The 24,056-nt window shown below is 66.6% G+C and carries 16 protein-coding genes; 7 read left to right on the plus strand and 9 right to left on the minus strand.

Annotated features, from left to right (window positions below; genetic code table 11):
* Positions 1-101 precede the first annotated feature (101 nt).
* Complete coding sequence (gene fdhF, locus IEX72_RS00250) at positions 102-2,237, minus strand: formate dehydrogenase subunit alpha (protein WP_188785286.1); 2,136 nt, start codon at positions 2,235-2,237, stop codon at positions 102-104.
* Between the two features lie 188 nt (positions 2,238-2,425).
* Between fdhF and IEX72_RS00255 the strand changes: the two genes are divergently transcribed.
* On the plus strand, positions 2,426-3,022 hold the full coding sequence (locus IEX72_RS00255) for a hypothetical protein (RefSeq protein ID WP_229663676.1): 597 nt from the start codon (positions 2,426-2,428) through the stop codon (positions 3,020-3,022).
* Between the two features lie 57 nt (positions 3,023-3,079).
* Here the strand turns inward: IEX72_RS00255 and IEX72_RS00260 are convergent, their stop codons facing one another.
* A complete protein-coding gene (locus IEX72_RS00260) occupies positions 3,080-4,795 on the minus strand; it encodes a formate--tetrahydrofolate ligase (protein ID WP_188785287.1) in 1,716 nt (571 codons plus the stop codon).
* A 246-nt stretch (positions 4,796-5,041) separates the two neighbouring features.
* Between IEX72_RS00260 and folP the strand changes: the two genes are divergently transcribed.
* Positions 5,042-7,519, plus strand: coding sequence for a dihydropteroate synthase (gene folP, locus IEX72_RS00265; RefSeq protein ID WP_188785288.1), 2,478 nt, complete (start codon positions 5,042-5,044; stop codon positions 7,517-7,519).
* On the opposite strand, the gene IEX72_RS00270 is transcribed toward folP, so the two are convergent.
* Positions 7,520-7,939, minus strand: coding sequence for a hypothetical protein (locus IEX72_RS00270; protein ID WP_229663677.1), 420 nt, complete (start codon positions 7,937-7,939; stop codon positions 7,520-7,522).
* A 93-nt stretch (positions 7,940-8,032) separates the two neighbouring features.
* On the opposite strand from IEX72_RS00270, the gene IEX72_RS00275 reads away from it, so the two are divergent.
* Both IEX72_RS00275 and IEX72_RS00280 read left to right on the plus strand, forming a co-directional pair.
* On the plus strand, positions 8,033-8,602 hold the full coding sequence (locus tag IEX72_RS00275) for a hypothetical protein (RefSeq protein ID WP_188785289.1): 570 nt from the start codon (positions 8,033-8,035) through the stop codon (positions 8,600-8,602).
* Positions 8,603-8,659: 57 nt separating this feature from the next.
* The gene (locus tag IEX72_RS00280; protein WP_188785290.1) at positions 8,660-8,878 is read left to right on the plus strand and encodes a hypothetical protein; all 219 of its coding nucleotides are present in this window, start codon (positions 8,660-8,662) and stop codon (positions 8,876-8,878) included.
* A gap of 283 nt (positions 8,879-9,161) precedes the next feature.
* Here the strand turns inward: IEX72_RS00280 and IEX72_RS00285 are convergent, their stop codons facing one another.
* Positions 9,162-10,928 (minus strand): BCCT family transporter, encoded by a 1,767-nt coding sequence (locus tag IEX72_RS00285; RefSeq protein WP_188785291.1) that lies wholly within the window; start codon positions 10,926-10,928, stop codon positions 9,162-9,164.
* A 482-nt stretch (positions 10,929-11,410) separates the two neighbouring features.
* On the opposite strand from IEX72_RS00285, the gene IEX72_RS00290 reads away from it, so the two are divergent.
* Complete coding sequence (locus tag IEX72_RS00290; protein WP_188785292.1) at positions 11,411-11,572, plus strand: hypothetical protein; 162 nt, start codon at positions 11,411-11,413, stop codon at positions 11,570-11,572.
* Between the two features lie 38 nt (positions 11,573-11,610).
* On the opposite strand, the gene IEX72_RS00295 is transcribed toward IEX72_RS00290, so the two are convergent.
* Positions 11,611-12,054 carry a universal stress protein gene (locus IEX72_RS00295; RefSeq protein WP_188785294.1) on the minus strand — a complete coding sequence of 148 codons (444 nt, stop codon included), beginning with the start codon at positions 12,052-12,054 and terminating at the stop codon, positions 11,611-11,613.
* 211 nt (positions 12,055-12,265) lie between these two features.
* On the opposite strand from IEX72_RS00295, the gene IEX72_RS00300 reads away from it, so the two are divergent.
* A complete protein-coding gene (locus tag IEX72_RS00300; RefSeq protein ID WP_188785296.1) occupies positions 12,266-14,911 on the plus strand; it encodes a hybrid sensor histidine kinase/response regulator in 2,646 nt (881 codons plus the stop codon).
* Positions 14,912-14,998: 87 nt separating this feature from the next.
* On the opposite strand, the gene ilvA is transcribed toward IEX72_RS00300, so the two are convergent.
* The 4 genes from ilvA to IEX72_RS00320 all read right to left on the minus strand — a co-directional run bounded on the left by ilvA (position 14,999) and on the right by IEX72_RS00320 (position 22,947).
* Positions 14,999-16,279 (minus strand): threonine ammonia-lyase, encoded by a 1,281-nt coding sequence (gene ilvA / locus IEX72_RS00305; RefSeq protein WP_188785297.1) that lies wholly within the window; start codon positions 16,277-16,279, stop codon positions 14,999-15,001.
* 13 nt (positions 16,280-16,292) lie between these two features.
* Positions 16,293-18,845: a GcvT family protein gene (locus tag IEX72_RS00310; protein ID WP_188785300.1), complete on the minus strand. Its 2,553-nt coding sequence runs from the start codon at positions 18,843-18,845 to the stop codon at positions 16,293-16,295.
* Positions 18,846-19,246: 401 nt separating this feature from the next.
* Positions 19,247-21,841 (minus strand): GcvT family protein, encoded by a 2,595-nt coding sequence (locus tag IEX72_RS00315; protein WP_188785302.1) that lies wholly within the window; start codon positions 21,839-21,841, stop codon positions 19,247-19,249.
* A 371-nt stretch (positions 21,842-22,212) separates the two neighbouring features.
* Positions 22,213-22,947: a creatininase family protein gene (locus IEX72_RS00320; RefSeq protein ID WP_188785304.1), complete on the minus strand. Its 735-nt coding sequence runs from the start codon at positions 22,945-22,947 to the stop codon at positions 22,213-22,215.
* A gap of 124 nt (positions 22,948-23,071) precedes the next feature.
* Here IEX72_RS00320 and IEX72_RS00325 point away from each other — a divergent pair, with 124 nt between their 5' ends.
* Complete coding sequence (locus IEX72_RS00325; protein WP_188785306.1) at positions 23,072-24,025, plus strand: succinylglutamate desuccinylase/aspartoacylase family protein; 954 nt, start codon at positions 23,072-23,074, stop codon at positions 24,023-24,025.
* Positions 24,026-24,056 lie beyond the last annotated feature (31 nt).

The following is a 24,056-nucleotide window of genomic DNA, read 5'->3' on the forward strand; positions in this document are numbered from 1 at the left end:
TGTCGTTTGGCAAGAATTTGTCGGATTCATCCCACGGCTGAAGTCGTGGGTTTTCTCCTCGTTTTTCTATAAAAAAGTCGGAATCGGGTTCCGGCGGTGGATCAGTCGTCCGCGGGCGCGTCGGCGGCGTCGGCGTCGTCGGTCGTGACGCTGACCTCGATTTCCACGGCTGCAGCCTTGTACTCGGGGATCTTTGCGCGTTCGTCGAGGACGTCGTTGGTGAGGCGGTTGCCCGCAGCGTCAGCGAAGTGCGGCGTCGTCCAGACGGTACCCTCCTTCGTGTCCTCGGTGACCCGCGCCTCGACCTCGATCTCGCCGCGCCGGGATTTGAGGGTCACGTATTCGCCGTCCTCGATGCCGTAGCGGTCGGCGTCGTTGGGGTGGACGTCGACGAAGTTCTCCGGTTCGACGTGGTTGAGCGTCTTGGAACGTCGGCTCATCGTCCCCGTGTTGTAGTGTTCGATGATCCGGCCCGTCGTGAGGATGAGCGGGTACTCCTCGTCGGGGGTCTCCTTGGGCGGCTGGTGTCTAACGCCTTCGATCTGGCCGAGACCGCTCTCGGTAGTGAAGCCGTCGCTGTAGAGGTACGCGTCGCCCTCGTCGCCGGGTTCGTAGCAGGGCCAGTGGATCCCCTCCTCGCCGATGCGATCGTAGGTCATACCGTAGAAGATGGGGGCTACCTGCCGGAGTTCCTCGAAGACTTCCTCGGGCCCGTCGAAGTCGAAGGAGCCGTCGCCGAACAGGCGGTTGCCAACGTCACACAGGATCTCGAGGTCGTCTTTGGTGTTCGGGTGGACCTTGTCGACGCCGCGCATCCGCTGGGTCCGGCGGTCCGTGTTGACCACCGTCCCGTCGCGTTCCGCCCACGACGTTGCGGGAAGGATCACGTCGGCGTACTCGGCGGTCTCGGTCTTGTAGATGTCCTGTACCACCATGAAGTCGAGTTCTTCGAGGCGCTCCTCGACCCGGTTGGTGTCGGGTTCGCTCATGACGGGGTTTTCGCCCATGATGTAGAGTCCGTGGATCGTGTCGCCGATCTCGTGGGAGACCTCGACGTTCGTCAGGCCGGGTTCCGATGGGATCTCGAAGTCCCAGACCTCCTCGACGTCCGCACGAACCTCGGGATCGGAGACGTCACGGTACCCCGGGAGGACGTTCGGCATCGCACCGACGTCCGACGCGCCCTGGACGTTGTTCTGGCCGCGCAGGGGGTTGACGCCCGTCCCCGGTCGGCCCAGGTTGCCCGTGACCAGCGCGAGGTTGATCTCGTTTTGGACGTTGTCGACGCCACAGGTGTGCTGGCTCATCCCCATCCCGGTGAAGATGGCGGCGTTGTTCGCCATCGCGTACTTCTCGGCGGCGAGTTCGATGTCCTCGAGCGGGACGCCGGCTTCCTCGGCGGCGGCTTCCTTGTCGAAGTCTTCGAGCGTCTCTTTCAGGTCCTCGAAGCCCTCCGTGCGCTCGGCGACGAACTCCTCGTCGACCCAGTCGTTTTCGAGGACCGTCTTGAGGACGACGTTGAGCAGGGGGATGTCGGTCCCGGGTTCGGGTTGGAGGTGCATGTGGCGGTCGGTGTCGGTGATCTCGAACGACCGCGTGGTCTTGTTGGCGTGGGGGTCGACCTGGATGACGGTCGCCCCTTCGAGTACCGCCTGCCGGAAGTACTGACTGTTGGCGATGGGATGTTGCTCGCCGGGGTTTGCGCCCTGGATCCAGAACACGTCGGCCGCCTCTTCGAGGTCGGCCATGCTGTTCGTCATCGCACCCTCGCCGAGGCTGTTCTTGAGGGCGTACACCGTCGAGGAGTGGCACATCCGGGTGCAGGTATCGACGCTGTTGGTGCCGTAGCGTCGGGCCAGTTTCTGGATGAGGTAGTTCTCCTCGTTCATCGCCTTCGAACACCCGTAGAAGCCCACTCCCTGCGCGGAGTGGTCCTCGCGGATGCGCTCCATATTCTCGACGATCACATCGTAGGCCTCGTCCCACGACGCCTCGCGGAGTTCACCGTCGTCGTCGCGGAGCAGGGGGTCGGTCAGGCGGTCCTCGTGGTTGACCGATTGCGTCGCCGCGCCGCCCTTGATGCAGATGCTACCGTCGTTGACCGGCGCATCACCCCACGGGCGGAACGAGACTTCGCCTTCGTCGTCCTGTGCGATCTGGATTCCGCAACCCACACCGCAGTACGGGCAGATCGTCTTGGTCGGTCCTTCGGATTCGCCGTTTGATTCAGAAGACATTATCAACAGTATAGCAATGGCGAAGTATGAATGTTGTTATGCTGAATCGGAGCGGTCGGTCAGCTCCGCTCACACACCGCGACGCATAGGTTCTCACGTCGTTCCCGAACGTGTCAACATAACAGCCGTTCGAGTTGCCGTGGCGAAGGGGTCGCCTCCGGGGACGGTCCCGCGCGGACGCGCCGCCGATGGGAAACGTTGAGGCGGCCGGCGGGAGTACCCCGAGTGTGAACCTCACTACCGACATCGTCGCCGAGCACACCCAAACCTATCCCGAGGTACAGCCGTTTTCGATGGTGGAAGACGAACACCGCGAGCTCCTCCCGGACATGTTCGAGGGGGGCGACTACGGGTGGCGCGACGCCGAGTGGGTCGTCCAGTGGTACGGCCGCCGGTTCTTCGGCGGGTTCTCCGACCGCGACCGCCGAGCGCTCGAGGCCGCTTACAACGACAACGACTACGAGGACGTCCACGACGCCATCGGCGCCGCCGTTGACGCCGAGGACGCCGTGGGGATGCTGTCGCACCTCACGGACCTCGCCGGCGTCGACGTGCCGATCGGGTCGGCGTTCTGCCAGTTCATCGACCCCGACAACTACGTCGTGATCGACGAGCGGCAGTGGGGGCTGCTCCGGGAGGCGGGGGAACTCGACGCCGACTACCCGGACCCGCCGACGATCGAAGCGTACGAGCGGTATCTGGCGACCTATCGGGCGGTCGCCGACCGGTGTGAGTGCTCGTTGTGGGATCTCTACCGGGCGCTGTGGGTGCTCGGGCAGGAGTAGCGTGGTCGAGCCGAGAGAAGAAACCGCGTCGCAGACGCCGAGGTCGCGCTCTCCGCCTCAGAACAGGCCGCTGATGTTGCCGTCCTCGTCGATGTCCATGCCGGCGGCCGCGGGTTCGGCGGGCAGGCCGGGCATGTCCAGCACGTCACCCGTCAGCGCGACCAGGAAGCCCGCGCCCGCGGAGGGGTACAGCTCGCGGACGTCGAGCTCCCACCCGGTCGGTGCGCCCTTCTTCGAGGCGTCGTCGCTCAGCGAGTGGAAGGTCTTCGAGAGACACACCGGCATGTCGTCGAAGCCGAGGTCTTCCATGCGCTCGATGTCCTCTTCGGCGCTGCCGACGTAGTTGACGCTGTCGGCGCCGTAGACCTCGGTCGCGACCGTCTCGATCTTTGTTTTGATCGAATCCTCGTCGGCGTAGAGGTGGTCGAAGTCGTCCTCGTCGGACGCTTCGGCCGCCTCGATCACGTGCTCTGCAAGGTCGACGCCGCCCTCGCTGCCCTCCGCGAACACGTTGGATTCGGCGATCTGAACGCCGAGGTCCTCCCGGCAGTGGTCGAGCACCGTCTGGACCTCCTCGTCGGTGTCGTCGGGGAAGCGGTTCAGGGCGACGACCACGTCGACACCGAACTTCTGGAGGTTCGCGACGTGTTTGTCGAGGTTGGCGAAGCCGGCTTCCAGTTCCTCGACGCCGGCCTCCTGGACCGCGTCGAGGTCGGCGGGCCACATCCCCATCCCGTGGTACTTCAGCGCGCGCACGGTCGAGACGAGTACGATCGCGTTCGGAGTCATGTCGCCCAGCCGGCAGACGATGTTCATGAACTTCTCGGCGCCGAGGTCGGAGCCGAACCCGGCTTCCGTAACCAGATAGTCGCCCATCCCGAACGCCGTCTTGTCGGCGATCAGGGAGTTGGTGCCGTGGGCGATGTTCGCGAACGGGCCGCCGTGGACGAACGCGGGCGTGCCCTCGATGGTCTGGACGAGGTTGGGCTTGATGGCGTCCTTCAGCAGCATCGTGACCGGCCCCGTCGCGTCGATGTCGTCGACGGTGACGACGCCGCCGTCCTTCTCGTAGGCCACGATGATCCGGGCGACGCGCTCCTTGAGGTCGCCGAGGTCCTCGGCGAGACAGAGGACGGCCATCAGTTCCGACGCCGCCGTCAGGAGGAAGCGATCCTCGCGGGGCGTGCCGCCGCTCTCCCCGAGCCCGATGACCATGTTCCGGAGCGCGCGGTCGTTCATGTCCATTGAGCGGGGCCACGAGACGTCGTTGACGTCGATATCGAACTCGTCGCTCTGAGAAAGCTTCGCGTCGAGCATGGCGGAGATGAGGTTGTGCGCGGAGGTGAGCGCGTGGAGGTCACCCGTGAAGTGGAGGTTGATGTCCTCCATGGGGAGCACTTGGGAGTAGCCGCCGCCCGCTGCGCCGCCCTTGACACCGAAGACCGGCCCGAGCGACGGTTCGCGGACCGCGATCATGGCGTCCTCGCCGACGTGGTTGAGTGTCTGACCCAAGCCGACCGTGGTCACGGTCTTGCCCTCCCCCATCGGGGTTGGGGTCATCCCCGTTACGAGGATGAGGTTGCCGTCGTTGTTGTCGGCGTTGTCACGGAGTCGGGTTACCGCGTCGTGGCTCAGCTTCGCTTTGTAGTCGCCGAACAGTTCCAGGTCGTCGCTCCCGATTCCCCAGGAGTCGAGCACGTCGGTGATATGCTCTTTTTCGGCCGATTGTGCGATCTCATAATCTGTCGGGAAGCCACCGTCGTCGTCTGACATTATGATCGTGAGTGTCCGGGGATGTCACCTAAGGGTATCGGAGTCGGAGCCGAAACACCAGCCGTTTGATACGACGTGTTTCGGTTGAACGCCGGCGAGCGGTCCCGCAGGCGAGGCCTCGACACTCCGGGACGCCCGGGAGCGGGCGGTCCGAGCGGGCCGAGCGCTCGGCAGCGTCGCAGCACCGACCCCGCCGGCGACAGTCCGTCGATAGCTTAATCAGGCGACCGACGCCGAATACGGCGTATGGATTACCACGAGGCCGCGGACTACCTCACCTCGTTCCAACAGCGCCGGCCGAAACTCGGCGTGGACACGACGGCGCGGATGCTGTCGCACTTCGGCGACCCCCACCTCGACGTCGACTGCGTGCAGATCGCGGGCTCGAACGGGAAGGGAAGCACCGCGCGCATGCTCGATGGCGCTCTCCGTAATGCAGGAGTGAGCGTCGGGTTGTTCACGTCGCCCGGGCTGAACGACTTCAGGGAACAGCTCCGCGTCGACGGGCGCAAGATCCCCAAGTCGCTTCTGGCCCGGTACGCCGAGGAGATCGGCCCCTGCATCGACCGGCTCCGCGAGGACGACGACGAACCGACCCACTTCGAGGTGCTGACCGCGGTGGCGCTCCGCCATTTCAGCGAGATGGACGTCGACGTGGCGATTCTGGAGGTCGGAATCGGCGGCCGGTACGACGCCACGAGCGCGGTCAACCCGGTCGCAAGCGCGGTCACGAGCGTCAGCCTCGAACACACCGAACTCCTGGGGGAGACCGTCGAGGAGATCGCGCGCGACAAGGCACAAGTCGCTCCCGAGAACGCGCCGCTTGTGACCGGTGCCGACGGCGACGCGCTGGCGGCGATCCGGGAGGTGACCGACGCGGTCACCGTGGGCCCCGACGACACCGACCCAGACGTCGGCGCGGTCGAGACGGGGATGCGGTCGCCGGTCGAAAACGAGGTGTCGATCCGCGGACCGGGGTGGTCGGTCGACGCCAACCTCCCGCTTCTCGGCGCCCACCAGGCCACCAACGCGGGCGTGGCTGCCACACTCGCCCGCCAGGTCGCCGACGCCGATCCCGACGCCATCGCAGCGGGGTTGCGGTCGGTGACGTGGCCCGGCCGCTTCGAGATCATGGACACAGAGCCCGTGACCGTGCTCGACGGGTCGCACAATCCCGGTGCGGCCGCCACGATCGCGGATCTCGTCGGGCGATACGACTACGACGACCTCCACCTCGTGTTCGCGGCGATGTCCGATAAGGACTACGAGCGCATGATCGAGTCATACCCCGAGATCACAGCGGCGTACGCCACCCGGCCGGAACTTGACCGCGCCGAGGATCCCGCGAACCTGGCCGACGCGCTCTCGGCGCACGCCGGGAGCGTCGAGACCGTCCCGTCGGTGCCGGAAGCCACCGAGCGCGCGGTCGCCGCTGCCGGTCCCGACGACTTCGTGCTCGTGACCGGGTCGCTGTACGCCGTCGCGGAGGCGCGGGACCGGTGGACGCGGCTGCTCGTCCCCACCGCCCGCACGCGGACCGGCCACACCACGAACTCCTTCGTCGGCGCCGCGTTCGACGCCGACGCAGCCACGGGCACGGGTGCCGGTGGGGCCGAACGCCCCGAGCGCGGCGGACCGGTGGACGGCGACGACGTTGACCGCCGGCTCTTCCGGACGTTCCTCCGGCCCGACCAAGCCGAACGCGTTGCCGAGCGCCTGTCGGCGGTCGGCGGTCGGTGTCACCGCTCTGACGCCGGCAGTCCCGAGAAGTTGGTCGCGACGGTGCTCGCGGGCACGACCACGCAGTTCCGCGAACTCGCGGCGGCGCTAGCCGACGAGGGGTTGGGGCTCCGCCGTGTGTCGGAGCAGGTACAAGCGCGGCTCGATCCCGATGACCGGACCGCGGGCGCCGACTTGGACCCGATCGCGGCCGACGGCACCGCGGTGATGGGGATTCTCAACGTCACCCCCGACAGCTTCCACGACGGGGGGAAGTACGAGGCGGTCGAAGCCGCGGTCGACCGCGCGGAGGCCATGCTCGAAGCGGGTGCCGACATCGTCGATGTCGGCGGTGAGAGCACTCGGCCGGGCGCCGAGCCCGTTCCGGTCGACACCGAGATCGACCGGGTGGTGCCGGTGATCGAACGCGTCGCCGACCTCGACGTGCCGATCTCGGTTGATACCCGGAAGGCCGCCGTCGCCGACGCCGCCCTGGAAGCCGGCGCCGACATCGTCAACGACGTCTCGGAACTCGCGGACCCGGCGATGCCCGCGGTGATCGCCGCCCACGACGCGTCGCTGATCCTGATGCACAGCCATTCCGTCCCGGTCGATCCAGACATCACCCCAGTGTACGACGACGTGGTCGACGACATCCTCGACGAACTGACCGAACAGCTCCTGCGGGCCGAGCGCGCCGGCGTCGACCGCGACCGGGTCGTGATCGATCCGGGTTGCGGGTTCGGGAAGACCCCCGCCGAGTCCTACGACCTGATCGACCGCGCCGGGGAGTTCGCGGCGCTCGGGTGCCCGGTGATGCTCGGCCACTCCCGGAAGTCGATGTTCGCGGGGGCTGACGTCGCCGACGACGGCCGGCTGACGCCGACGATCGCGGCGACAGCACTCGCCGCAGACAGGGGCGCGGACGTCGTTCGCGTCCACGACGTCGCCGAAAACGTCGCGGCGATCAAGGCGGCAACCGGGGAGTTGGATCCGGAGTCGTAGCTACGAGTAGGAGTGCTTGAACTCCCAGTGGTACCGGCACCCGTTACACGTCGCCCACTCGACGAGGTCGAACGCCTCCGGGTGGCGCTGCCCGTGCGCCATCTCGCTGCGACATACCGGACACGTGAGGTGGTTCAGTTCGAGTTCCGGGAACTTCTGGTAGCTGAACTCCGCAACGCAGTGTGGGCAGTCGATGTCGTCACGGGAGTGGTGCTGGAGGATGTCGCCGCCGCACCGCGGGCATTCGAGGACCGCTGGGGGCCGCTTCGCCCACCCGTCGTCCCCGTCGTACGTGGTCGTTGCCGTGTCCATTGCCGACAGCCGAAACTTGTTGGGGCCATCGCCCCGCCGGAGTGGCTTGGCGACCCGCTCGCCGATGTGTTTCGTCATACGGAGCAACGCCCGTATTTGCCCTGTCATACTCTCTTAATGGGTTTGCAAACTAAAAAAGGGTCGGCAGCACCGGCGACCGACCGTCGACAGGTTTTCACCTGAATCCGCCGAGAGTAGAGTATGACCTACGACGCGGCCGCAGGCACCGCCACCACCGCCCAGATCGGCGACCTGTCAGCGATCCTCGGGCTGTCGGGGCGAGTCTACGCGGGGATCTCGTTTCTGGCTGTCCTGGTAGCGGGGTTCGGACTGCTCGTCACTCGCAGCGGGTTCGTCGACCGTGCGGTCGACCGTGTCATCGAGGAGTCCCCGTTTTCGGTGCTGTACGGGACCATCCCGTTTTTTTTCGTCGCGTTCGCCGGCGGATACGCGCTGAACCAGTTCGCCCGGGCGGGGGTCGGCAGCCTGTGGCTCGCACAGGGGTGGTCCCTGGTCGTCTCGGTCGTGGGTGTCGGGTTCGCAGGCCTCGGATACCTCGTGTTCGGGACGTACCTCACGGAGGTCGAAGGGGAGCGCCGTCCGTGGCACGGGGCCGTCGCGGGGGCTGTCGTCAGCGCTCTACCGTGGCTGCTCTTGCCGACACTCCCAGCGGTGTTGGTGTGGCTGCTGGGCGCCGCCGCGGGGTTGGGCGCACCGACACGGCGGTGGGTTCACGGGGAACGCACCGTCGAGACGGAAGCGAGCGGATGAGGCCGCCGGGAGTCTGTCGTGGGTAAGACTCATTCTGGTCGCCGCGCTACACACTGTATGGCGCCGTTCGTACTCCAAGTGTTCGGCGGTTCATTCGAGTTCGTCGCCCAGGCCGCCGCCATCGCCGGGACGCTGGTGTTGGCGCTGATGCTCGTCGCAATGGGAGCGTACGCGTACAAACAGCTCCGTGGCGGCGGCGTCGAGTGGCCGGACGACGAGACCGACGACGACAGCGTCAGCCACGGTGACACCGACGACGAGTGGGACTACTACTGAGACGGAGAGCGTTCGCCTCGCTCCACCGAACGTCCACCCCCGTCGGCGGTGCTGGCCGGTACACAGTGAGACCCACCGCGGTGAAGCGGGTGAGACACGGGCGTTTCGATCGGCGGCCGGGGCGTCGCTGACGGGTCGTCGTCGCACGGGACACAAAAAGCACGCGGTCGGCCGTTTCTCGGGTCGTTAACTCTGTGAAAACCGGACCGCGAAGCGGAACAGCCGGTTGGTGTCGTCAGTTGCGGGCTATCGTCGGTATCGGAGCGAGGGGATCAAACCGGTGTCAGTCGCCACTGACCGGGTCGTCACCCCCCTGAACGTCCGTGACAACTTCGTCGCCGGTGGTCGCGATGTCGACATCGCCTTCCTCGGTCATGTCCTGGATGCGCTCGGCGAACTCCTCGGATTCGAGGATCTGATACTCGTTGTCAAGGCCGAGGTAGACGGTGTAACACATCAGACACAGGATCACCGCGAACGGGAGCCCGGTCGTGATGGCCGCCGTCTGGAGGGCACTGAGGCCGCCACCGTACAGCAGCATCGCCGCGACGGCGCCCTCGGTGACCGCCCAGAAGATCCGCTGGGCTCTCGGGACGTCGTGTTTGCCGCCCGAGGTCAGGTGGTCGATGACCAGAGAGCCCGAGTCCGACGAGGTGACGAAGAACGTGATGACGAGCAGCGTCGCGATCGACGCTGAGATGGCGCCGAGCGGGAACTGGTTGAGCATCACGAACATCCCCAGCGTCTCGAAGGTGGCGTAGCCGAGTTCGTTGTACGCGCCCACGACGCCGTTGGTGCCCTCCCCGATCGCGCCGCTAAGCGCGCTTCCGCCGAACGTCGCGAGCCAGATGGTCGAGAACATCGACGGCAGGAACAGGACGCCGAGGACGAACTCGCGGACCGTACGACCCTTCGAGATGCGCGCAATGAACATCCCGACGAAGGGGGACCACGCGATCCACCAGCCCCAGTAGAAGACGGTCCACGCCGAGACGGTTCCGGCGCCGCCGCCCATCGTGCCCCGGTAGAACGAGAGGCTGAGGAGGCTCCCGAAGTACGCGCCCAGCCCTTCGACCCACGTCCCCAGGACGAAGATGGTCGGGCCGACAATGAGGAGGAACCCGAGCAGCGCGAACATCAAATAAAGGTTGACGGTACTGAGCCGTTTGACGCCGCTGTCGAGACCGGCGGCGACAGAGAGGGTCGCGATGCCGGTGATGAGCGCGATAAGCGCGATCTGGGTGAGCGTGTTGTTGGGGAAGCTGCCGAGGATACCGAGGATGTCGGTCGTGACGTACTGTACTCCGGTGTTCACCTGCGCGACGCCGAGACCCAGCGAGGTCGCCAGCCCGAACAGCGTCGCGAAGACGGTCACGAGGTCGATCACGTGCCCCGGCCAGCCGTAGATTCGGTCGCCGAGCAGCGGCCAGAAGATCGACCGGAACGTCAGCGGCAGGCCGCGGTTGAACGAGAAGAACGCGAGCCCGAGCCCGACGAGGCCGTAGATAGCCCACGGGTGGAAGCCCCAGTGGAAGAAGGTCTGAGCCATCGCCGCGGAGGCCGCGGCGCCGGTGCCGGCTTCGGCGCCCCAGAACGCCGGGACGCTGGTGAAGTAGAAGACGGGTTCGAGGACGCTGAAGAACATCAGGCCGATCCCCATACCCGCGCTGAATAGCATCGCCATCCACGAGAAGTCGCTGAACTCCTTTTCGGCTTCGACGCCGCCGATCCTGATATTGCCGAACTTCCCGAACGCGAAGTACAGCAACACCACGATGAAGATGTTCACCGCGAGGAGATAGAACCAGCCGAAGTTCTCCCCGATGAAGTTGAACAGCCACGTGTACGCGGCTGACGCGCTGTCACCGAGAACGATCGTGACCGCGATGAATAGCGCGATGAGCGCGAGCGCGACCGGGAAGACGACCGGGTGGATGTCGAATCCGAATTTCTGGATGTTGGTGTCTCCCGGCTCCCGGTCGGAGTCCGGGTGGAAGAGCTCTACTTGGAGCCCGTCGGACATCTCGCCCGTTTGGTCGCTGTCAGACATACGATACCTCCACTCTGCCGGATCGGTGTTTTCTGTTCGTCATTATCGTGCGGCTTGCGGCCGAGCGTCGTGATTTATCACCTGTGCTCGGTTCGTTCCGCGTGCGGTTGGGTTACGTGACGGTGCGACTGTGATGGGTGCCCACTACCGACGTGGTTGGTGTTCTCCTCTTAGCGGAGTGCTACACAACCTCATAGACCCGCAATTGTTCTATTGTAATAAATGTTAGCCAGCGTGCTGGTGTGTTGGCCACAGTTCGGCGAGATGTCGATGCGCCGCGGCCGCCCCTCAGCCCGCCGCACGGGACGAAACACCGTCACGAGCGCGTCACACGCGCGAAATCGTCGATTTCTATGGGCCTGCCGGCAACAGTATAAATACTTATTTGACACGTTGTGTTTCGGGCCGGGGGTCGTGTGGTTGCGGGCGGGATCGGCGGGGCCAACACTACGTTTATACAGACCGCCCCGTCTGGTTCCTGTATGAGAACGTCGCTTGCGAACGCGGCGATCGTCGTGGTTCTCGCCCTCTTCGGCGGGGCGCTCTTCGCGATGACGCTGGAGGACTACGGGCTGGCCGGGGTGTTGTTTCTCAGCGCCAGTATCGTCATCTACTACCGCGAGAACCGGTTGGTGCCGGACTGACGCCAACGGGTCCGGCGCCCGTGGGACGGCATCTCCCCTCAGATGTCGTCCATCTGCATCCGCTGGGTTATCACCGGTACGCGGGAGGTCCTGACGACCCTGTCGGCCGTTCCACCGAGGATCGTGCCGACCATCCCCCGGTAGGCCGAGCCCATCACGATCGCGTCTATGTCCTCCTCGTCGGCGAGGTCGGTGATCTCCTCGGCCGGCGACCCGGTTCGGAACGCGGTCGAACAGTCGACACCGTTCTGTGAGGCGACGCTGCTGATCTCGTCAAGCACCTCCTCCCCGTACTCGCGGTACTGCTCCCGCATCTCCTCTTCGTCGTCACGTAGCGCCAAGGCCCTCGGAGCCCCCGGGAGGTCAATGACGTAGAGGGCGGTCACGCTCGCGCCGAGCGCTGCCGCCAGTTCGATCCCGTGCTCTGCGCCCTTCCGTGATTCGTTGCTCCCGTCGTACGGTATCAGTATGTGGTCGTACATCGCTCCGGGCCAACCGTCACGACCCGTTGTCAAATAACTTTCCGCGAAAACCGCGGTGGTGTTTGGGTGAGAGTGAGATCGACGGCAAGTGCGATGAGACGCCCGCGGTCACGCGGCGTGAGCCACGCCCCCGGTCGTGGGGTCAGCGCAAGTGAACCGTCCCCCCGTGGTTGGACGTAATTTTAAGTAGGGGTGGCAGTGTCTCACAGGTGTGAGCAGTACCTCAAACACGGTTCGTATTCTGCACGTGGACGACGAACCGGAGTTTGCGGACCTGGCCGCGGAGTTCCTCGAACGACAGGACGACCGGTTTGTCGTCGAGACCGCGAGCGGCGCTGGGGAGGGCAAACAGCGCCTCGCTGCGGCCGATTTCGACTGTGTCGTGTCCGATTACGACATGCCCGCCACGAACGGGATCGAGTTTCTCACCGCTGTCCGGGCGGAACACCCGGACCTTCCGTTCGTGCTCTTCACCGGTCAGGGCAGTGAGAACGTCGCCGGCGACGCGATCTCCGCCGGCGTCACCGACTACCTCCAGAAGGGGTCGGGGACCGACCAGTACGAACTCCTGGCCAACCGAATCACCAACGCAGTGAGTCAGGTCAGGGCCGAGCGCCGACTCGACGAGGAGCGACGCCGGTTTCAGGCGCTCTTCGAGAACCTCTCGCAGGCGGTAGTCGACGTTGAGTGGGACGGCGGGACGCCGGTGGTGGAACACGTCAACCCGAGTTTCACCCAGGTGTTCGGGTATGCCGCCGACGACATCGTCGGCGAGTCGCTCGACGAGTACGTTATTCCCGATGCCGACTCGGACGAGATCGATCGCCTCAACCGGCGGGTCCAAGCCGAGAGCGGCCTCTACTCCGAGGAGGTAACGCGCTCGACCGCCGACGGCACCCGCCGGTTCCTCCTGCAGACCGCGATGTACGCCGACGGGTCGGGCGCGTTCGCGGTGTACACCGATATCACGGAACGAAAACACCACGAACGCGAGGTCGAACGCCAGAACACCCGACTGCAGGCCCTGTTTGAGAACTTTCCCGAGCCGACGGTCGCGTACGCCTTTCAGGACGGGGACCCGTCCGTTATCGACGTCAACGAGGCGTTCACGCGGCGGTTCGGGCAGGATGCGGCGGCGGCAACCGGCGAGTGCGTCGACGACCTTCTCGTCTCCCCGGAGAACCGCGAGGAGGCACGCCGCCTCAACGACCGCGTGCTGGCCGGTGACATGGTCGACGAGGAGGTTCGGAGACGCACCCCGGAAGGCGTCGGCGACTTCCGGTTCCGAAACGTTTCAGTTCCGGACAACAACGACATCGACGGCTACTGTGTGTACGCCGACATCACCACGTACAAGCGGCGAGAGCGGGAGTTGGAGCGGCAGAACGACCTGTTCAGGAAGGCACAGGCGATCGCGGACGTCGGCGCCTGGGAGTACGACATCGTCGCCGACGAACTCACGTGGTCCGAGCAGATGTACGAGATTCACGGGTGTCCCGCAGACCGCGAGGTGACCGTTGAGAACGCCATCCGGAGCTATCACCCCGACGACCGGTCGCTCGTGCGGGACGCGCTGACAGACGCGGTCGAACGCGGCGAGTCGTTCGACGTGAACGCGCGGATCCGCACGTCGGCGGGCGGGTGTCGATGGGTCCGGCTACGGGGAGACCCGCAGACCGAGGCTGGATCCCGGGTGCGCGTTCGAGGAACGGTTCAGAACATCACCGAACACAGAGACCGGGAACTGGAACTCCAGCGCGAGCGCGACCGGTACCAGTCGCTGTTCGAGAACAATCCGCTGACCATCTGGGAAGAGGATTTCTCCGGGGCGGTGACCCACCTGGAGGAGATCGCATCCGACGTCGATGACGTCGAGTCGTACCTGCTTGAGAACCCCGAGGAGATCTCCCGACTGATGGAGCGCGTCGAGGTCATCGGTGTCAATCAGAACGCCGTGGAGTACTACGATGCCTCGTCGAAGGAGGCGCTGATCGACAACCTTGATGAACTGTTCGGCGACGGGATCACCGAGGTGCTCGCAGCCGAGTGGGCCGCCGTCGCCGACGGGAAGACGCGGTTCAGAGCGGAGGTGACCGGTCGGAAGCTGTCGGGCGAAACCCACCGGGAACTCGTCGACATGTTCGTGCCCGCCGAAAGCGCGGACGACTACTCCCGGGTATACGTCATCGGGACCGACATCACCGAACAGAAGCGCCGGGAACGGGAGTTGGAGCGGCAGAACGAGCGGCTCGACGCGTTCGCGAGCGTTGTTAGCCACGACCTCCGAAACCCGCTCGGCGTCGCCACCGGCCGGTTGGAGCTCGCCCGCGAGGCGTGCGACAGCAGTCATCTTGACGCCGTCGCCGACGCGCACGACCGGATGGCCGCGCTCATCGACGACCTGCTGGGACTGGCCCGACAGGGCGATCCGGTCGGCGTGACGGAGCCGGTCGACCTCGGTTCGATGCCCGAACGCTGCTGGGAGACAGTCGCGTCGGCCGACGCGACGCTACGTGTCGAAACCGATACGTCGATCCGCGCGGATCCGAGCCGGTTGCGACAGCTGTTCGAGAACCTCTACAGGAATGCAGTGGAACACGCAGGCCCGGACGTGACCGTCACCATCGGGGAACTCGACGACGGCTTCTACGTGGGGGATAACGGGCCGGGGATTCCGGAGGACGGCCGCGAGGACGCGTTCGAGGCGGGCTATTCGACGACCGACGAGGGGACCGGGTTCGGGCTGAGCATTGTCGAGGAGATCGCCGAGGCCCACGGGTGGGAAGTTGCGGCGACTGGGGGAACCGACGGCGGCGCACGGTTCGAGGTCACCGGCGTGTCGTTCGCTGACGAGTGATCGACATCGGCGCGTGACCGCTGCGTTCGGCGTTGCCGGCCACAACAGAGGACACTCCGGCGGGACCCCCCACCGCGGACGGGACCGCTACGTCTCCCGGGTCACGTCCGCGACGCTGTAGCCGCGTTCCTCGATGGCGTCGACGATCGACGCGGCGTGTTCGGCGCCGCTGGTCTCGACGGTGAACACCAGGTACGCGTCGCCGACTTCTAGATTCTCGACGCCGCGGTCGTGGCGGACGTCGAAGATGTTGGCCTCCTGGTCGGAGATGATTCCGGAGATATCCGCCATCTTCCCGGGTCGGTCGTCGATCCGGACCCGGAGTCGGATCCGCTGTTTCCGCTGGGTCAACGCGTGGACCAGAACCGTCTGGAGTTGGGTCATGTCCAGGTTGCCGCCGCACAGCAGCGGCATCACGGTCTCGCCCGCGACGTCGAGGTCGTCGCTGAGCAACGCCGCGACCGACGCCGCGCCTGCGCCCTCAACGACCTGTTTTGCGCGCTCCATAACCAGCAGGATCGCGCGGGCGATCTCGGTGTCGGAAACGGTGACGACCTCGTCGACGTTGGCCTGGATCATCCGGAGCGTCGCCTCGGAGATCCCGCCGGTCGCGATGCCGTCGGCGATGGTGTCGACTTCGTCCAGCGTGACCGGAATACCCTTGTCGAGGCTCTCGTGGACCGTCTCCGCGCCGGTGGCCTGGACGCCCACCACGCGGGTGTCCGGCGAGAGGTGTTTGATCGCGGTCGACACCCCGCTTATCAGGCCGCCGCCGCCGATCGGCACGATCACAGTGTCGACGTCGGGGCAGTCGTGGTACATCTCGGCCCCGAGCGTCCCCTGCCCGGCGATGATGTCGGTGTCGTCGTAGGCGTGGACGAACGCGGCGTCGCTGTCCTCGGCAGCCGACTGGGCGTGGGCCATCGTCTCTTGGAAGTCCTTGCCGACGAGTTCGACCGTCGCACCGTACCCCCGGGTGGCGTCGACCTTCGTCTGCGGGGCGTCCTCGGGCATGTAGATTGTGGAGTCGGCGCCGCACTTCGTCGCCGCTAGCGCGACCCCTTGGGCGTGGTTGCCCGCGCTCGCGGCGATGAACTCGTCAACGCCGGCGTCAACGTCCTGGCTGATCTTATTATACGCCCCGCGGGTCTTGAACGATCCCGTCCACTGGAGGTGTTCCATCTTCAGGTAGACCTCCGCGTCGACGAACTCTCCGAGCGATGTGCTGGTCTCGACCGGGGTCTGCTTGACCACGGTGTCGTCGTCGAGCCGCTCCCGCGCCCGCTCGATGTCGACGTACCGGACCGGGAGCTCTTCGGCAGCCACGGTACCGGCGTCGGCGTCGGCGTCGGCGTCGGACTCGCTCATCGTGTCCCCGCCATCACCGGATGATCCTGTCGCGACCGGGGTCGAACAGCGGCTCGTCCCGGACAGTCGCGTCGTACAGTTCGCCTTCGCTCCGCACCTGGACGGCCGTGCCAGCCTCAGCGTACGCCGCGGGGAGGTACGTGTATGCAATCGACTTCCCGAGGCTGTACCCGAAGTCCGCGGCCTGGACGTACCCCTGGGCCTCGCCGTCGACGAGGACCGGACAGCCCGTCCGGAGGATGTCGGTCGAGTCATCCAGCGTGATCGGGGTGGCTCTGGTGTCGATCCCCTCGGTTTTGGCCTGTGCTAAGGCCTCTTTCCCGATGAAGTCGGTGTCCATATCCACCGCGAACGGCAGCCCGGCCTCGTAAGGGTTGGCGTCGGTGTCGATGTCGGTGCCGTACAGCCGGTAGCCCTTCTCCAGCCGCATCGACGACAGCGCGCCGCCACCCATCGGCCGCACGTCGAGGTCCTGGCCCGCCTCGTACAGCGTCTCCCACAGCCGGCGGCCGTACTCGACGGGAGTCCACAGCTCCCACCCCAACTCGCCGACGTACGACACCCGCAACGCAACCGCCGGCACCTCGCCGACGTAGAGCTGTTTCGCGGTGAAATACGGGAACCCGCTGTTGGAGATGTCGGCGTCGGTACACCGTTGAAGCAGGAGCCGGGCGTTCGGCCCCCACAGCCCGATGGTGGACTTTCCGCCCTCTTCGATGTGGACCGACACAGTGTCCGGGGCGTGTTGCTCCAGCCACCCGCCGTGGATCCCCGGCGACGACCCGCCGCCGGTGGTGAGCATGTACCGGTCGTCGTCGAGTCGGACCACGGTGATGTCCGCGAGGATGCCGCCACCCTCGTTCAGGAGCAGCGAGTAGCGCACCTTCCCGACCGCACTGTCGACGTCGTTGCTACACACTCGCTGGAGGAACTCCGTCGCGTCCGGGCCCTCCACCATAATCGAGCTGAACGACGTCATGTCGAACATCGACACCGCGTCGCGGGTGTGGAGGTGTTCGGCGGCCTCAATCGGCGAGCGGTTGATCCCGGTCCATCCGTCCTGCTCGGGGATCAACTCCTCGTAGTCGTCGACGAGGTCGGCGTTCGAGTCGTACCACTGGGCGGTCTCCCACCCGCCGGACTGGTAGAACTCCGCGCCCAGCTCCTGTTGGTGCTCGTAGAAGGGGCTGGTGCGGAGCCCGCGGTGCTCGCTGGGTTGCCACCGGGGTTCGACGATGCTGTAGACCTGCTGGTACCGCTTTGCGCCCTTGTCGACGAAGTACTCCTTCTCGCCGGCGTGGGGCTCGAACCGGCGGACGTGGATCCCGCTGGTGTCGACGGGGCCGGAGGGAAGCCGGGGAACGCCGTTCTCCATCCACTCGGCGACGATCCGGCCGTAGCCGCCGGAGTGAGTCCACCAGATCGCGAGCGCGCTCCAGAGGCCGTCGACCGCTGCCGTGGGGCCGACCGCGGGCATTCCGTCCGGTGTGAACACGAAAATGCCGTTCTCGGTGGCGAGGTAGTCGGCGTCTTGGGTCGCCGGCAGGAGTTCGTCGAACGCCTGTTTCGCCGACTTCTCGCGGTCGGCGTGGGTCGGTTGCTCCCAGTGTTCCGTCGTGAATCCGCGAACCGACGCCTGGTGGTCCTCCGTATTTTTGCCCATGTCGTCGGGGTCGACCGAGAGCGTCTCGTGGTTGTACGATCCCAGCCCGATGGAGTCGCCGTGGTTGCGGAAGTACAGCGAGTTGTCCTGGTCGCGGCCGACCGGCTGTGTCGGGCCCTGGCTCATAGCCTCAGCGATCGTGCGCTCGCCGGGCACCTCCAGCCCGGTCGTGTTGTCACCGACCGAGCCGTCGACGTCCGCGTACTCCTCCATCGGCTCGGTCACGACGTACTGGTGTTCGACCGGCGCGATCGGGAGGTCGAGCCCCGCCATCTGGGCGGTCTGGTACCCCCAGTTGTTGGTGGCCATCACGCACCGCTCGCACTCGATCGTGCCGCGGTCGGTCTCGACGGCGTTGACCTGCCCGCCCGCGACGTCGAGGTCCGCCACCTCGGTGTTGCCGTAGAAGTCGGCGTCGGAGTTGTCGACGTACCACTGGAGTGCGGAGATGCCGTCAACGCGGCCGTCGGTGGGCGAGTAGTAGCCGCCCAGGATCTCGTCTTCGTTCACCATCGGCAGGTGGTCGGTGACCTCCTCGGGCGAGAGGAGCTGTGGTTCGGGGAGGCCGTAGGACTCCGCCCACTCAACGCGGCGCCGGAGGAAATCCATCCGCTTCTCGCTGCGGGCGAGTTCGATCCCGCCGACCTCGTCGTAGACGCCGGCGTCGGAGAGGAGCCGGCTGGTGTAGTACGCCGTCTTGGTCTGGATCTTCGAGGGGGAGGTCTGGAACATGATCCCCGGCGCGTGGACCGATGACCCGCCGGTGACCGGCAGCGGACCCTGGTCGATCACGACGACGTTCTCGGCGCCCAACTCGGAGAGGTGGTAGGCCACGCTGCAGCCCACCGCACCCGCCCCGATGACGACGGTTTCGGCCTGTGACGGAAGTTCGGATGTACTCATCGTTCTCGTCCGTCGGTGGTCCTGTCACGGGCATAAAGACAACGGTAAACCCGTGTTTCCGTGGATATTAGCTGTATCCGGGTCGGTGGTCGACGACGACACACCGCGCACGCAGGCGCGAACCACAGCCTGACAGACCGGCGAGGTGACGGGTCGAAGGCAGGGGACGGCGAGGGGGTGGTGGTCGGATGCCGCGGGTCGCCGTCCGTCGGATTTGGTTGCGCGGTTGCTGCCGAGGAGCCGCTATCGGGTGGGACTGGAAGGGGCCGGGCGGTCGCGGGCGCTGACGACGCAAGCACCACAGACCGGAGGCCGAGGAGCGCAGCGAGTCAGCGCCCGCGAGCGCGAGGGGGCTTCCGGGTTGCCCCCGCACTGTTTTCGGCGGTTTTAGACGCTGTTTCTTATACCAGCGGCTCTTCTCGAACTGTCGCCTCGTAGCGGTCGCCCTCGTAGAGGATCTCCACGTCGGTCCCGGGGGCCGCGAACTCCGGCGGGAGGTACGTGTACGCCACGCACGCGCCCACGGAGTAGCCGTACTCCGCGCTGTGCACGTAGCCGAGGGTGTCGTCGTCGCCGGGCGCGAACACCGGACGGTGCGGGAGGATGGTCTCGTCGGTGTCGTCGAGGGTCAGACACGCGACCTGGTGGCGGGGTTCGCCGCCGTCGGCCGCGGCTGCCGGGGTCTCCCCGCCGGCGAGCGCCTCTTTCCCGATGAAGTCGGTGTCCATGTCGACCGCCCACCCGAGGCCGGCCTCCGATGGGGTGTGCTCGGTGTGGAGGTCCTCGCCCCACAACCGGAACCCCTTCTCGATGCGGAGGGCGTTCAGCGCGCCGTTGCCGTACGGCCGGAGGCCGTGCTCCTCGCCGGCGTCGAGCAGGATCTCCCAGAGCCGCTCGCCGTACTCGGAGGGGGTGTACAGCTCCCATCCGAGTTCGCCGGCGTACGACACCCGCAGCGCCGTGACGGGCACGTTCTTCACGAAGAACTGCTGGCTGGTGAAGAACGGGAACGCGTCGTCCGAGAGGTCGACGTCCGTGACCTCCGAGAGGATCTTCCGGGCGTTGGGGCCGGTGCAGACCATCGCCGCGAGCGAGGAGGTCACGTCGTTGACCACCACGTCGTCGGGCGAGTGCTCCCGCACCCACGCGATGTGGTTGTTTCCGACCTCGCGGCCGGTGGTCAGGATCAGGTAGCGGTTCTCGTCGGTCCGGGTGACGGTGATGTCCGCGCGGACGCCGCCGGCCTCGTTACACATCAGCGTGTACTTCACGTCGCCGACGGCGAGGTCCATGTCGTTCGTACAGAGAGACTGGATGAACTCCCCGGCGTCGGCGCCGACGACCTCCATCTTGTTGAACGAGGTCATGTCGTGGAGGCCGGCGTTCTCGCGGACGTTCAGCGCTTCGGCGCCCTCGATCGGCGACCAGTACGTGCCGGTCCACTCGTCGCGGTCGGGGATCTGATCGCCGTATTCGGCGAGCAGGTCGGCGTTGGACTCGAACCACTGGGGCTCTTCCCACCCGGCTTCGGCCCACAGCTCCGCGTCGAGCTCTTTGTGGGAGTGGTACATCGGCGTCCGTCGGATGTCACGCTGATTCTCCGTCCACACCCACTTGGGGTGCATAATGTTGTAGACGATCCGGTACTCCTCGGCGCCGATGTCGCGAGCGAAGTCCCAGCTGCCCTCGTGGTCGTCGAACCGGTTGACGTCGCAGTGGGCGACATCCATGGGCTCGCCGTCGAGCTTCGGAACGCCGTGCTCCATCCACGTTGCGAGCGCACGAGCCGCGCCGCCGGCGTGGGTGACCCAGGTCGCCAGGGCGGTCCACAGCCCGTCGTACTCCTCAACCGGCCCCAGGACCGGGAGGCCGTTCGGGGACTCCGCGAACATGCCGTTGTATTTGAACTCGAGATCTTTCCCCCCGGTCGCGGGCAGGAGCTCGTCGCTCGCCTGCCGCGGCGCCTTGTCCGGGCGGTCGGGGTGGGTGGCGTTGTCCATGTGGTAGTCGGTGAACTCGTGGACCGATCCCTGCTCGCCGTCGGGGTCGTTGCCGCCGAGATCCTGTGGGTCCGGCACGATGGGGTCGTGGTTGTACGACCCGATTCCGTAGGAGTCGCCGTGGGTCCGGAAGTACATCGCGTTGTCCTGGTCCCGAAGGATCGGGCGGTCCGGCCCAACGAGGAGGCGCGTTGCCTTCTCGCCGGAGACGTTCTCGTAGTTCTCGAACAGCGGGTGGTCGGTGATGTCGACCGCGGCGTCGGCGAGCTCGTCGAGCGACTCCGTCATGGTGTACTGGTGCTCGACCGGCGTCACCGGGAGGTGGACGCCGAGTCGCTCGCCGAGCTGGCGGGCCCAGATGTTGGTCGCCAGCACCACGTCGTCGGCCTCGATGGTGCCGTTCTCGGTCACGACCGCGGTGATCTCGCCGTTTTCGGTCTCGACATCTTCGGTCCGCGTGTGGGGAACGAACTCCGCGCCCCGCTCCATGGCCTCGCGAGCGAGGGCGTCGCACGCCACGACCCCCGACACCTGCCCGTCGGTCGGCGAGTAGTAGCCGCCCAGGATCTCGTCGGCGTCGACGAGGGGGAGTTTCTCCGTGACCTCCTCGGGCGAGAGGATCTGTGGGTCGTCGATCCCCCACGCCTTCGCGTGTTCGACGCGGCGCTGGAGGAAGTCCATCCGGTCTTCGGTGCGGGCGACCTCGATACCGCCGGTCTCGTTGTACGCCTGCTGGCCGTCTGCACCCTCCAGGTCGGAGTAGACCTGACGGCTGTAGTCGGCGAACTGTGAGAGCTCCTTGGGTTCGGCCGTCTGGAACATGATCCCCGGCGCGTGGGTCGACGACCCGCCGGTGGTTGGCATCGGTCCCTGGTCAACAACGACGACGTCGTCGCGGCCGAGTTTCGTGAGCTGGTAGGCGACGTTACACCCGACGATCCCGGCGCCGACGATCACGGTGCCGGCTCGTTCGGGTACGCTGTCTGTGGTCTTCATACTCTACTGCGACATAACGAGTGGGTCCACAAATAGGTGCCGTCCGACCGCGCCGAACGCCCCGGAGAGCGCCCCTACCGACTCGCGGTGGGGGATCCGCTCCGACGGGTGTACTGGTACGGGGGTTTATGAACGGGACAAACGGATCGGCGGCGATTGGCGCTGGACGGCGCGGCCGACGAGCAGGCGGCGATTGGCGCTGGACGGCGCGGCCGACGAGCAGGCGGCGATTGGCGCTGGACGGCGCGACCGGCGAGCAGGCGGCGACGCGTCGTACGGCGGCCGTTCCACGGCCGCACCGGGACGCCGTTGCCCCGGTGTCGAGCCTTCGGCCGCGACGGCGTGTCGTTTCCTCGATGGGTTGTGTTTCACTAATCGGTTCGTGAGGTCGGATCGCGGTCCCTGACGGCGTCGAAGAGATCGCACAGCGCCTCACTCGAGCGGTCTAAGAGTTCCTCGCCGAGGTCGGCGCTCGACTCGCGGGGGTCGCCGACGACACCGTTGTCAGTGAACTCGTCGGAGTCGACCGCGAGGTTGACCCGGCCCTGCCACTCGCCCCACCCGTCGGCGCCGTCGGCGGCGGCGGCTTCGAGGCGATCGTCGTGGACCGTCTCGGGGTCGGTGTTGCGGAGCATCGAGGTTTCGAGCGGCCCGGCGTGGCCCATGTCCGAGGTGTGTTCGCCGACCTCGTCGAACCACGTGAACGGGACGGCGTAGGCGTCGTCGTGGCGCACGATCCGCGCCGTGACCTCCTTCAGCGCCGCGATGTTGCCGCCGTGGCCGTTGACGACCACCACGCGGTCCCACCCGTGGGCGGCGAGGCTGCCGACCACGTCGCGGACGTAGTCGCGGAAGGTCGACTCCGAGGTCCACAGCGTGCCGGAGAACCGGCGGTGCTCTTCGGCGATCCCCACGGGAATCGCGGGCGCGACCACGACGGGGTCGGTGTACCGGTCGGCACCTGCCTCGGCCACCGCCTCGGCGGTGAGCACGTCGGTCCCGAGCGGGTCGTGGGGGCCGTGCTGTTCGGTGCTTCCGACCGGGAGGACCGCGAGCGTGGTGTCGGCCGCGTCGGCGTCGGTCCAGGATTCGCGCGCCAGGTGCATACGGGGACGTGGCCCAGCGGCCCGATAAAGACCGCGGCGTGGCGGCCGGTGGGTGAGTCGCCCGGTCGCCGGCGCCGAACCGGCCGTCACGGGGTTTTTACGCCGCGGCTTCCCCCAACGGCGTATGGACTACGAACCCGTAACGCACACCGCGACCGACCGGGAGCTCGGGCACTTCCCCTCGGGGCGTGACGTCTCCGTGACCGTCCACAGATACGAGGGCGGGACGGGGCCGACGGTGTTCGTGCAGGCGGCCCAACACGGCATTGAGCTCAACGGACCGGCGGCGCTCCGTCGACTCCACGCCCGCCTCGTCGACGCCGAGATCGCGGGGACAGTGGTGGCGGTTCCGGTGGCGAACCCGATCGCGTTCGACCACCGGTCGTATTTGACGCCGGAAGCGTACGACGCGTTCAACTCCAATTTCAACCGGATCTGGCCCGGCGACGCCACCGGGAGCTTCCAGGAGCGGCTCGTCGCCAACGTCTGGCCGCTCGTGGAGGCCGCCGACGCCGCGGTTGACCTCCACACCGGGATGCCGGAGATGCTCGAACACGTCCGGTTCGGCGCCGACGACGACGAGGCCCGCGCGCTCGCGAAGGCGTTCGGCACCGAGTTCCTGCTCGCGGACACCGATCCGGTCGGCGGTGACGACTTCGCGGGGAAGTTCCGACTGGCGGCCGCGAAAGCGGGGGTCCCCGCGATCACTGCAGAGCTTTCCAACAGCCGGACGGTCCAGCGGTCCGCGGTCGCGTCGGGCGTCGACGGGGTCTGGAACGTGTTCCGGGAACTCGGAGTGGTCGCGGAGTCACCCACTGCGACACCCGACCAGCGGCTCCTCCGCGACAACGCACCACGGGTGATCGCCCAGACATCGGGGCTGTTCGAGCTCCGACCGGACCAACACGTCGGCAAGGCGGTCACCGAAGGCGAAGCGCTCGGCGGCGTGTTCGACCCGTCGTCGTTCGAACGGCTGGAAACCGCCACCGCCGGTGCCGACGGCGTGATCTACTCGGCGGCCCGCGGTGGCGTCGTGGTAACGGGCGAGCGGATCGCGAGCATCGCAACGGAGCCCTAACCCACCTCCTGCGGGCCATCTGCCTCGGGTT

This window comes from Halobellus salinus, assembly GCF_014646875.1.
GTDB classification, from domain to species: domain Archaea; phylum Halobacteriota; class Halobacteria; order Halobacteriales; family Haloferacaceae; genus Haloquadratum; species Haloquadratum salinum.